This window comes from Micromonospora sp. NPDC048871 (genome assembly GCF_043198155.1).
Lineage (GTDB): Bacteria > Actinomycetota > Actinomycetes > Mycobacteriales > Micromonosporaceae > Micromonospora.
On sequence record NZ_JBICUM010000022.1, the window covers coordinates 44,714 to 55,910 of the forward strand.

11 protein-coding genes and 1 tRNA gene are annotated in these 11,197 nt (G+C 68.7%); 2 read left to right on the forward strand and 10 right to left on the reverse strand.

The window, feature by feature from the left end:
• Nucleotides 1–26: 26 nt before the first annotated feature.
• The 9 genes from cysN to ACGFIK_RS27390 all read right to left on the reverse strand — a co-directional run bounded on the left by cysN (nt 27) and on the right by ACGFIK_RS27390 (nt 8,582).
• Complete coding sequence (gene cysN, locus ACGFIK_RS27350; protein WP_327027275.1) at nt 27–1,280, reverse strand: sulfate adenylyltransferase subunit CysN; 1,254 nt, start codon at nt 1,278–1,280, stop codon at nt 27–29.
• Nucleotides 1,281–1,360: 80 nt separating this feature from the next.
• The gene (gene cysD / locus ACGFIK_RS27355; protein ID WP_327022817.1) at nt 1,361–2,272 is read right to left on the reverse strand and encodes a sulfate adenylyltransferase subunit CysD; all 912 of its coding nucleotides are present in this window, start codon (nt 2,270–2,272) and stop codon (nt 1,361–1,363) included.
• Nucleotides 2,273–2,346: 74 nt separating this feature from the next.
• On the reverse strand, nt 2,347–3,165 hold the full coding sequence (locus ACGFIK_RS27360; protein WP_327022818.1) for an inositol monophosphatase family protein: 819 nt from the start codon (nt 3,163–3,165) through the stop codon (nt 2,347–2,349).
• A gap of 91 nt (nt 3,166–3,256) precedes the next feature.
• Nucleotides 3,257–3,847, reverse strand: coding sequence for an aminoacyl-tRNA hydrolase (gene pth, locus ACGFIK_RS27365; protein WP_327022819.1), 591 nt, complete (start codon nt 3,845–3,847; stop codon nt 3,257–3,259).
• Nucleotides 3,848–3,948: 101 nt separating this feature from the next.
• Nucleotides 3,949–4,656 carry a 50S ribosomal protein L25/general stress protein Ctc gene (locus ACGFIK_RS27370; RefSeq protein WP_327022820.1) on the reverse strand — a complete coding sequence of 236 codons (708 nt, stop codon included), beginning with the start codon at nt 4,654–4,656 and terminating at the stop codon, nt 3,949–3,951.
• Between the two features lie 302 nt (nt 4,657–4,958).
• On the reverse strand, nt 4,959–5,939 hold the full coding sequence (locus ACGFIK_RS27375; RefSeq protein WP_013731491.1) for a ribose-phosphate diphosphokinase: 981 nt from the start codon (nt 5,937–5,939) through the stop codon (nt 4,959–4,961).
• A 63-nt stretch (nt 5,940–6,002) separates the two neighbouring features.
• Entirely contained in the window at nt 6,003–7,529 is a 1,527-nt protein-coding gene (glmU, locus tag ACGFIK_RS27380; RefSeq protein WP_393342093.1) for a bifunctional UDP-N-acetylglucosamine diphosphorylase/glucosamine-1-phosphate N-acetyltransferase GlmU, read from the reverse strand.
• Between the two features lie 101 nt (nt 7,530–7,630).
• Nucleotides 7,631–7,702, reverse strand: a tRNA-Gln gene (locus ACGFIK_RS27385).
• A gap of 37 nt (nt 7,703–7,739) precedes the next feature.
• Nucleotides 7,740–8,582, reverse strand: a complete 843-nt coding sequence (locus ACGFIK_RS27390) for a helix-turn-helix domain-containing protein (RefSeq protein WP_393342096.1) — start codon at nt 8,580–8,582, stop codon at nt 7,740–7,742.
• A gap of 136 nt (nt 8,583–8,718) precedes the next feature.
• Between ACGFIK_RS27390 and ACGFIK_RS27395 the strand changes: the two genes are divergently transcribed.
• Together ACGFIK_RS27395 and ACGFIK_RS27400 are read left to right on the forward strand one after the other, a co-directional pair.
• Nucleotides 8,719–9,672 carry an acyl-CoA desaturase gene (locus ACGFIK_RS27395; protein WP_393342099.1) on the forward strand — a complete coding sequence of 318 codons (954 nt, stop codon included), beginning with the start codon at nt 8,719–8,721 and terminating at the stop codon, nt 9,670–9,672.
• Nucleotides 9,673–9,785: 113 nt separating this feature from the next.
• Nucleotides 9,786–10,469, forward strand: a complete 684-nt coding sequence (locus tag ACGFIK_RS27400; RefSeq protein WP_327022824.1) for a TetR/AcrR family transcriptional regulator — start codon at nt 9,786–9,788, stop codon at nt 10,467–10,469.
• Nucleotides 10,470–10,482: 13 nt separating this feature from the next.
• On the opposite strand, the gene ACGFIK_RS27405 is transcribed toward ACGFIK_RS27400, so the two are convergent.
• Complete coding sequence (locus ACGFIK_RS27405) at nt 10,483–10,956, reverse strand: DUF4383 domain-containing protein (protein WP_327022825.1); 474 nt, start codon at nt 10,954–10,956, stop codon at nt 10,483–10,485.
• Nucleotides 10,957–11,197 lie beyond the last annotated feature (241 nt).

Consider the following 11,197-nt stretch of genomic DNA (forward strand, 5'->3'; position numbering starts at 1 on the left):
GCGTCGGGGGCAGGGCTGGCGGGGGATCAGGCGGTTTCGACGATCATGCCGGCGCCGACCGTACGGTTGGTGCTCTCGTCGATGATGACGAAGCCTCCCGTGGTGCGGTTACGGCGATACTCGTCGGCGAGCAGCGGGATGGTGGTACGCAGCCGGACCCGGCCGATCTCGTTGAGCCGCAACTCGCCCGCCGACTCGTCCCGGTGCAGGGTGTTGATGTCCAGACGGTAGTGCAGACCGCGCACGATCGCCCGAGCCGCCCGGGTGGTGTGCTTGATCGCGTACTTGCCGCCGACCTGCAACGGGCGGCTCTCGTCCATCCAGCAGACCATCGCCTCGATGTCCTGGGCCACCGCCGGGGCATTGTTCGGACGGCAGATCATGTCTCCCCGGGAGATGTCGATCTCGTCGGCCAGCCGTACCGTCACCGACATCGGCGGAAAGGCCTCCGTGACCGGCCCGTCGGCGGTCTCCACCGAGGAGATCCGGCTGGTGAAGCCGGAGGGCAGCACCATCACCTCGTCCCCCGGCTTGAGCACCCCGGAGGCCACCTGACCGGCGTAGCCCCGGTAGTCGGTGACGACAGTGGACTGTGGGCGGATGACGTACTGCACCGGGAACCGGACGTCGACCAGGTTGCGGTCACTGGCGATGTGCACCCGCTCCAGGTGATGCAGCAGCGCCGGGCCCTCGTACCAGGGCATCCGCTCGGACCGGGTGACGATGTTGTCACCCTTGAGCGCGGAGATCGGCACCACGGTCAGGTCCGGGACGTCCAGCTTCGCCGCGAACGCGGTGAACTCGTCGGCGATCCGGTCGAACACCTCCTGGGAGTAGTCGACCAGATCCATCTTGTTCACGCAGAGCACCAGGTGCGGCACCCGCAGCAGGGAGCAGAGGAAGGCGTGCCGCCGCGACTGCTCCACCAGACCCTTGCGGGCGTCCACCAGGATCAGCGCCAGGTCGGCGGTCGAGGCACCGGTGACCATGTTGCGGGTGTACTGAATGTGCCCCGGAGTGTCCGCGATGATGAACTTGCGCCGCGGGGTGGCGAAGTAGCGGTAGGCCACATCGATGGTGATGCCCTGCTCTCGCTCGGCCCGCAGGCCGTCGGTGAGCAAGGCCAGGTCGGTGTACTCGTCGCCCCGGGCCGCGCTGACCGCCTCCACCGCGGCCAACTGGTCGGTGAACAGCGACTTGGTGTCGTACAGCAGCCGACCGATCAGGGTCGACTTGCCGTCGTCCACACTGCCGGCCGTGGCGAACCGCAGCAGATCCATGGGGCGGGCCTCCGACGCGGCCCCCGCACCGGCGGGGGTCGGGTCCGTAGCGTCGCCCGGCGTGATCGTCTCGGTGGTCATCAGAAGTAGCCCTCCCGCTTGCGGTCCTCCATCGCGGCCTCACTGACCCGGTCGTCACCCCGGGTGGCCCCGCGCTCGGTGATCCGGGTCGCGGCGACCTCCTCGATGACCTTCTCGACGGTGTCCGCGTCCGAGCGGACCGCCGCCGTGCAGGAGGCGTCGCCCACCGTCCGGTACCGCACCCGGGCCTTGAAGCGCTCCTCACCGGCACGGGCCGACAGGAACTCGTTCACCGCGTAGAGCATCCCGTCACGTTCGATCACTTCACGCTCGTGGGCGTAGTAGATCGACGGCAACTCGATTCGCTCCCGGGCGATGTAATGCCATACGTCCAGTTCGGTCCAGTTGGACAGCGGGAACACCCGAATCGATTCTCCCGGATGGTGTCGCCCGTTGTAGAGCGACCACAACTCCGGTCGCTGGTTCTTCGGATCCCACTGGCCGAACTCGTCGCGGAAACTGAACATGCGCTCCTTGGCGCGGGCCTTCTCCTCGTCCCGGCGAGCCCCACCGAAAAGGGCGTCGAACCGGTGCTTCTCCACCGCGTCCAGCAGCACCGGGGTCTGGATCCGGTTACGCATCCCGTCCGCCGACTCCCGGACCATCCCGCTGGCCAGGGCCTCCGGCACACTGGCCACCACCAGTTGCAGACCCAACTCGGCCACCCGACGGTCGCGGTAGTCCAGCACCTCGGGGAAATTGTGGCCGGTGTCGACATGCATCACCGGGAACGGGATCTGCGCCGGGGCGAACGCCTTCTGCGCCAGCCGAAGCATGACGATCGAATCCTTGCCGCCGGAGAAGAGCAGCACCGGCCGCTCCATCTCGGCGACCACCTCGCGCATCACGAAGATGCTCTCCGCCTCCAGGGCGTCCAGATGGGTGACCTGGTAGGCCGCGGTCACGGTCATGACATCGACTCGATTCGCTCGCTCATCAGCTTTCCAGACCTTTCCGGTCGGGGCACCAGGAAACTAGCGCCAGGCTACCCACCATGCCGCCGCAGCGCGGAAAGTAACCGACTGGCGAGATCCGCACGGCACACCAACAGATCAGGCAGACGGGGGTCCGCCTCGTTGTATTTCAGCGCAGAACCATCAATCCGGGAAGCATGCAGTCCGGTGGCCGTCGCCACAGCCACCGGCGCTGCCGAGTCCCACTCGTACTGGCCGCCCGCGTGGATGTAGGCGTCCACCTCACCGGTCACCACCGCAGCGATCTTCGCGCCGGCCGACCCCATCGGCACCAGTTCCGCCCCGACCTCCTCGGCCAGGGCGGTGAGGAACGCCGGAGGGCGGCTCCGACTGGCCGCCAGACGCAACCGGCCCGCACCACCGACCGACACGGACGGGTACGCCGGCGGCTGGTCGGTCGCCAACACCCGCTGCTGGGCCGGCAACCCGACAGCACCCGCGATCAGGCCGTGCGAAGCCTGCGCGTCACGCGCCCACAGGGCCACATGAACCGCCCAGTCCGTACGCCCCTGCTCGCTGAACTCCCGCGTACCGTCCAAGGGGTCGATGATCCACACCCGGTCCGCGGTCAACCGGGACCCGGGCGCCGCCTCGCCCTGCTGGGCGGCGGCCCGCCGGGAGCCCTCGTCCTCCTCGGAGAGCACCGCGTCACCCGGACGCCACTTCGCCAACTCGGCCCGGATCAGCTCATGCGAGACCTTGTCCCCGGCCGACTTCAGCGCTGCGGGATCCTCGAACCCCGTCTCCGCGCGGAGGCCCACCAGCGCCTCGCCCGCCCTGGCCGCCAACCAGCGAGCGAACTCTCCGTCGACCATCGGAGGACTGCTCATGTCCTGCGCTCTCCCGTCGCAATCCGGCTACGTCGAACAGCCGCCCCGCTCGGCCACGAACCGACACTATCGGCCGGCCGCCCCGGAACCCTCAGGCGCCGTGATAAGCATTCTGCGTCGGCTCGACACCTTTGGTGATCACCGACTCCACCACATCGGCGGCCCGATCCACCAGGAAATCCAACTCCTTGCGCTCCGCCGCGCCGAAATCCGACAACACGTAGTCCGCCGGATCCTGCCGTCCCGGGGGGCGGCCGATGCCGAACCGCACCCGCACGTAATCCTTGGTGGCCAGCGACTTCGACATCGAGCGCAGCCCGTTGTGCCCGCCCTCGCCCCCGCCCCGCTTCACCCGCACCTGGCCGTACTCGATGTCCAACTCGTCGTGCACCGCGATCACCTGAGCCGGCGGCACCTTGAAGAACTGGGCCAGGCTGGCCACCGGACCACCGGACAGGTTCATGTACGTCAAGGGTTTGAGCAGCACCAGCTTCGGCCCACCGAAGCCCAGCCGCGCCTCGGCCACGTCCGCCATCGCCCGCTTGTACCGGCCGAAGGTCGCGCCCAGCCGACCAGCCAACAGATCGGCCACCATGAAACCGACATTGTGCCGGTTGCCCGCGTACTGCCGACCCGGGTTACCCAGCCCGACCACCAGCCACGGCCCGGTCTCCTCCGTCACCGCCCGTCCCTCCGTCATCCGCACCCGCCAGGGCTACCCCGATATACGCCGACAGGCGCCCCCGGAAACCGGGGACGCCTGTCGCACAGCTTACGAACCGATCAGGCCTCGGTCTTCGCCTCGGCCGTCTCCTCGCCACCGGCAGCCGCCGGCTCACCGGCCTCGGCACCCTCGGAGGACTCGGCGGCCTCCTCGCCGACCCCAGCCTCGGCCTCGGCGTCGGCCACCTCGACCTCGGGCAGGGTCGCCTCAAGCTGCTCGGCGGTGGGGGCCGCGGTCACCGTGGCGACCGTCTGCTCCGGGTCACCGGCCAGCTCCACGCCCGCCGGCAGGTCGACATCCGCCGCGGTGACCTGGGCACCCGGCTCGGCACCCTCGATCGAGGCCTCCAGGTGATCCGGCACCTTGGTCGCCTCGGCGGTCACCGACACGGTGTCGTGGTCGTGCACGATCAGGGTGTCCTTCGCGGCCTCACCGGTCAGCTCGACCGGCACCTCGACGGTGACCTTCTCGCCCCGACGCACCAGCAGCAGGTCGACGTGCTCGAAGGTGTCCTTGATCGGGTCACGCTGAATCGCCTTCGGCAGGGCCAGGGCCTGCGTGCCGTCACTCACCTCGATCGCGAAGAGCTGGTTGGCACCACCCTTGCGGATGGCCGCCGCGAACTCACGCGCGGGCAGCGCGATGTGCTTGGGCTTCTCGCCATGCCCGTACAGCACGGCGGGCACCTTGCCGGCCCGGCGGGTACGACGGGCACCACCCTTGCCGAACTCGGTACGGGGCTCGGCGCTGATCTTTACCTCGGACACGGGAAAACTCCTGATGCTTCGCGGCAGCTTGTCGTCTGGCGGTGCTGGGCGGGGGGCTCGCAGGGGCTCATGCGTCAGCAGACTGCCCGGAGCACCGCGTCGATCACGGTGCCTCCGTGCGGCGCTTCTCAGCGGCCCGCAGGGCACCCTCGCCGTGGCAACCGCACCAGTCTACCCGAGCAGAATCCCGAAGTTCCGGCAGTCCCCGCACCACCGCCACCGACCGGCCCGCAGCCTATTTCCGCCGCCACCGGCCCGGGATGAATCCGGACGAGTCGACCGACCCGTCCGGATCCCGTCGATCAGCTGAGCCCACCGAAGAGGGTCGTCACCGAGCCGTCGTCGAACACCTCACGGATGGCCCGCGCCAGCAGCGGCGCGATGGACAGCACGGTCAGCTTGTCGAGTTGCTTCTCCGGCGGCAGCGGCAGGGTGTTGGTCACCACCACCTCGCTGATCGGGCTGTTCTTCAACCGCTCCGTCGCCGGGTCGGAGAGCAGGGCGTGGGTGGAGGCCACGATCACGTCCGCTGCACCGGACTCCTTCAGGATGTCCGCCGCCTTGCAGATCGTCCCACCCGTGTCGATCATGTCGTCGACGATCAGGCAGACCCGACCCTCGACCTCACCGACCACCCGGTTCGCCACCACCTGGTTCGGCTTCAGCGGATCCCGGGTCTTGTGGATGAACGCCAGCGGGCAGCCACCCAGCCGGTCGGTCCACCGCTCGGCCACCCGCACCCGACCCGAGTCCGGGGCGACCACCGTCATCGGCCGACCGGCGTACCGGCGCTCCACGTACTCGGCCAGGATGTCCATCGCGAAGAGGTGATCCACCGGCCCGTCGAAGAAGCCCTGGATCTGCGCGGTGTGCAGGTCCACCGTGAGGATCCGGTTCGCCCCGGCCGTCTTCAGCAGATCGGCGACCAGCCGGGCCGAGATCGGCTCCCGGCCCCGGTGCTTCTTGTCCTGCCGGGAGTACGGATAGAACGGCAGAACCACGGTGATGCGCTTGGCGGAGCCCCGCTTCAACGCGTCGACCATGATCAGGGTCTCCATGACCCAGGTGTTCACCCCGTGCGTGACGGACTGCACCACGAAGGCGTCCGAACCACGTACCGAGTCCTTGAACCGTACGAAGATCTCGCCGTTGGCGAACTCGTACGCGTCGGCCGGCGTCGGCGCTACACCGAGCACCTCGCCGATCTCCTTGGCCAGCTCCGGAAAGCCACGTCCGGAAAAGAGCATCAGGCTCTTGCGGTTTTCGGCGACGATGCTGCCCATGGGCCCGTCTGCTCCCGTTTTAGGTCGGTGGTACCCGGCCTGAAGGTGGTAGCCGGCCGGGGACTATTCGGTTGCAGTATCTCCCGCCTCGGTCACGGTTCCCACCGACTCGGCAGCACCGTGGATTGCCTCACCTTCACTTGCGGGCGGAACCTGGGACGGAGCACCCTGCAAGGCCCGCTCGGCCGCCTCCGCGGAAACCGTCCCGGGCCGGTTGCGGGCCACCCAACCACCGATGTTGCGCTGCTGCGCCCGCGTCACCCCCAGAGCACCCGGGGGTACGTCCGTGGTGATCGCACTGCCCGCCGCGACGTACGCCCCCGGCCCCACCTCGACCGGCGCGATCAGGTTCGTGTCGCAGCCCACGAAGGCACCCTCGCCGATCACGGTCCGGCTCTTCTTCACCCCGTCGTAGTTCACGAAGATCGTCGCCGCGCCGATGTTCGCCCGCGCCCCGATCGTCGCGTCACCCACGTACGACAGGTGTGGCACCTTGGCCCCAGCACCCACCTCGGAGTTCTTCACCTCGACGAAGGTGCCGACCTTCGACTTCTCGGCCAACCGGGCATCCGGTCGCAGATAGGCGTACGGGCCGACGCTGGCCCCCGGGCCGACCTGGGCACCGACCGCGTGGCTGCGCAGCACGGTCGCCCCGGCACCCACCACCGTGTCGATCAGGGTCACGTCCGGACCGACCACCGCACCACTGCCGACCACCGAACCGCCCAACAACTGGGTGTTCTGATCCACCACCGCGTCGCGGTCCAGCGCCACCGTCACGTCGATCCAGGTCGTGGCCGGATCCAGCAGGCTCACCCCGGCCCGCATCCAGCCCTCGTTCACCCGGTCCCGCAGCAGTCGCCGCAGCCCCGCCAGCTCCACCCGGTCGTTGCAGCCCAGGGTCTCGGTGTGGTCGGCCGCCCGGTGCACCGCCACCGGCTCCCCGGCCGAGACCAGCAGACCGAACACGTCGGTCAGGTACTCCTCGCCCTGATCGTTGTCGGTGGAGAGCTTGCCCAGCACGTCCCGCAACCGACCGGCGTCGAAGGCGTAGATGCCGGCGTTGATCTCCTTGATCGCCTGCTGACCGGTGGTGGCGTCACGCTGCTCGACGATCTGCTCCAGCCGACCCGCCTGGTCCCGCACGATGCGGCCCAGGCCGGTCGGATCCGGCACCTCGGCGGTCAGCACGGTGGCCGCGGCCCGCTCTCCCTCGTGGGTCGCCACCAGGGCGGCTACCGTCTCCGGGCGCAGCAGCGGCACGTCACCGTTGAGCACCACCACCGTGCCGGTGGTCTCCGGCGCCGCCTCCAACGCGATCCGCACCGCGTGCCCGGTGCCGAGCTGCTCCGCCTGGTGCACCGCAGTGGCCTCCGGGGCCACCTCGGCCAGGTGCGCCCGGACCTGGTCCGCGCCGTGCCCCACCACCACCATGGTCCGCTGGGCCCCCAGCGGCTCGGCGGCGCTCAACACATGACCGAGCAGGGTACGACCAAGCAGCGGATGCAACACCTTGGGCAGGGAGGACTTCATCCGCTTGCCCTCACCGGCGGCGAGCACGACGACGGTACGGAGTTGGGGCTCGGACACGACGTGGCTCCCGTCGGACGCGGACAGTCTCGCGGCCATGCTAACCAGACAATCCGTTGCGATCGGCATGGCCACGAGGATCGGCAGCACATCCGCCCGTGCTGGGGTGCCTGGATTCGAACCAGGAGCTCAAGGCTCCAAAGGCCTGCGGGTTGCCGTTACCCCACACCCCATTGACATGTCAACCCGTGACGCCACATCAACGGATGCTCAGCGTGCCGTCACGGACTGGAACAGCCCGGCGATCATACCCTCAATTCGCCAGTAGAGCTCACGGCTGCCCGGCACATTGATCACAAGGCAGCCGCGATAAGTGTCCCCGACGTTTCGACGCACCGTGGTGGCCTTGTGCTTCTTCAGCGTTGCTCGCTGGAAACGGTCGCGCGGCAACGCCAGTCTCCCCGCCCACCAGTCGGCGGCGGCCTCGGCGTCGGCGGTCTCGTGGATGCTCACCCGATAGGTCGCCACGGTGCGGTCGACCCCGCAGACCTCCAGGAACCTAAGGAAGAGCAACAGCAGTCCCGGATCACTGTTGATGAACTGCACATGGTCGTCTCGGCGCCAGGGCTTGGACTTGGTGCCCTCACACCAGTAGGTGACCGCACCGAGCAGCAGAACGTCCCGGTCGTCGAGTTCACCGACGGCACGGGCAGCCGAGTCGTGCGCAGCCGCCTGGGCCTCATCGCGTGCCTGGCGGTATGTCGCCCACCGGCCTTCGGTCATGGCCTTCGAGTGGGCTTGGCGGCGTTCCCGCTCCTGCTCCGGGTCACGGGCCAGCGGCAGGTGCCGCACCCAGAGGTACGCCGTCGACCTGCTGACGCTCAACTGTTGCGCGATCTCCGGTACGGAGTGCCCCGTCGAGCGCAACGCGAGGGCCTCGGCCCGCAGGTCGTCCTTGGCGTTGGGTCGTCGGGTCCGCTCCGGCGGCGGTACGCCGCGCAGCAGCGCGTACACCCGGTTGCGGCCCAGCCCGGTGCGGGCCCGGATCTCCCGCACGGAGAGGTGCTCCTCGGCGCGCAGGCGGCGCACCTCGTCACTCTGGGGGTCGGCCATGCGGCGCAGGCTAGGCCCTGGGTACGACAACTTTCGCATCGGATCTCGTCGCTGTCTGATGTGATCTACCGGGCCGGTAAGTTACGGTGACGTAGCCGTAGATTCGCGTTTTACCGCCGTACCTGTGTGAGGTTCCATGTCCACTGCCCTACTCGACTCCGGCCCGAAACCGCTAACCCAGGGTGCCCAGTCGCGCGGGATCCTCGTCGCGCTGTGGGCCTTTGTGGTGATTCCTTTCCTCGCGTTGTTCGCCGCCGTACCGGTGGCCTGGGGTGGTTGGCTCAGCTGGGTCGACGTGGGTGTCGCCGGCTTCTGGTACGTGGTGTCCGGCCTGGGTATCACGGTGGGCTACCACCGGTACTTCACCCACGGCTCGTTCAAGGCGAAGCGGTGGCTGCGGGTGGCCCTGGCCGGTTCCGGTTCCCTCGCCGTGCAGGGCGACATCATCCAGTGGGTGGCCGACCATCGTCGCCACCACGCCTTCTCCGATCTGGAGGGTGACCCGCACTCGCCGTGGCGCTTCGGCACCAGCGTGTGGGGCCTGACCAAGGGGCTGTTCCACGCCCACATGGGCTGGCTGTTCGGCCGTGAGCTGTCCAACCGGGAGCGTTTCGCCCCGGATCTGCTCAACGATCGGGACATCCGGCGGGTCGGTGAACTCTTCCCCGTGCTGGTGATCGTCTCGGTGCTCGGTCCGGCGCTGATGGGTGGGCTGCTGACCTGGTCCTGGCAGGGTGCCTTGACCGCGTTGTTCTGGGGCGGCCTGGTCCGCATCTCCCTGCTGCACCACGTCACCTGGTCGATCAACTCGGTGTGCCACGTGTACGGGGAACGGCCGTTCGTGATGCGCAACGGTGACCGGGCGTCGAACTTCTGGCCGTTGGCCATCGTGTCCTTCGGGGAGAGCTGGCACAACCTGCACCACGCCGATCCGACGAGTGCCCGGCACGGGGTGCTGAAGGGTCAGATCGACATCTCGGCCCGGGTCATCTGGCTGTTCGAGAAGGTCGGCGCGGCGTGGGATGTGCGCTGGCCGAAGCCGGAGCGGCTGGCGGCGAAGCTGGCCAAGCCGGCTGACCAGACGGTCTAGCCCGCGAGCCGACCCGCCACCAGAAAGTTACCTGGCAGTATGTTCGGGTGACCGGGCAGAAGACAGGAAGCATTCCCCAACAGGGCGTCACCGAGCGCCAACGAGGTGACGAGATGGCCGAGGTTCCCAGCGGGGAAAGCGACAAGCGGCGGCGTACGGTGCGCGCCGCGTCGACCAAGCCGACCTCGCGGGTACGCATGTCGGCCGCGCAACGGCGCGAGCAACTGATCGCGATCGGGCGGCAGATCTTCGCCGAGCGGGGTTTCGACGCCACCTCCATAGAGGAGGTGGCGTCGCGCGCCAAGGTGTCCAAGCCGGTGGTCTACGAGCACTTCGGTGGCAAGGAAGGGCTCTACGCGGTGGTCGTGGACCGGGAGGTCCGGTCCCTGCTGGACCGGATCACCACGGCGCTGACCGCCGGCAATCCGCGCGAGTTGCTGGAGCAGGCGGCGTTGGCCCTGCTCGGCTACATCGAGGAGGAGACCAGCGGGTTCCGGGTGCTGGTACGCGAGTCGCCGGTGCTCTCCGCGACCGGCAACTTCAGCAGTGTGATGAACGATGTGGCGCATCAGGTGGAGCACATCCTGGGTGCGGAGTTCTCCAGCCGGGGCTACGACCCGAAGCTAGCGGAGTTGTACGCGCAGGCCCTGGTGGGCATGGTCGCGTTGACCGGCCGTTGGTGGTTGGAGGTGCGTAAGCCGCGCAAGGAGACGGTGGCGGCGCACCTGGTCAACCTGTCCTGGAACGGCTTGTCGCACCTGGAGGCGAAACCAGGGTTGATCAGCGCGGGACGCTGATCAACCCTGCACCTCAGCGGCGGTGGCTCTCGGCGACGGGGTGATAGCGGCGGTTGCGTTCGGCCTCGGCGTGCTCCGGCGGCCCCACCTTGTCGTAGAGCCCGGTGCCGAGCAGGATCAGGCCGAAGAGCAGCGACACGACCACGGTCGACATCGAGAAGTTCAGGAAGTTGGCGCGGGTCTGCAGGAAGGACATCATCAGCAGACCGGTGATCAGGAAGACGGCTCCGGCGGTCAGGTTCATGTAGTGACCCAGGTTGCCGCGCCGGGAGGCCCCGATGATCAGCACGATCCCGAAGATCACCGAGACGAGCGAGAAGGCCAGGTTGGTCCGCAGTCCCAGGGCCCAGTTGCTGTCCCGGGCGAACAGCGGTTCACCCCAGGTGGAGGCGGTACCCCAGACCCCGAAGGCCAGGATGTAGAGCCCGATCAGGCCGGACAGCACCCGGTAGAACAGCCGCGCCGGGTGGTTGATGGGAATGTGCATCGGCCCTCCAGGCCACCAGGAACAATCCCGACAATTGTCCCCCTCCCACCCCACCCCCGTCAGCCATTTCCCCACCCACGGCCCGCGCGGCAACGACGACCCGCAACCACGACGGGTTTCGCCGGAGCCCGACCCGCGCAGGGATCAAGCCTGGACCGCCCGGCCGGGGGGGGGGCCCGCGGGAACCCCCCCCCCACACGGGCAAACCCCCCCCACACCCCCCCCCCAGACGGGGGGGCCC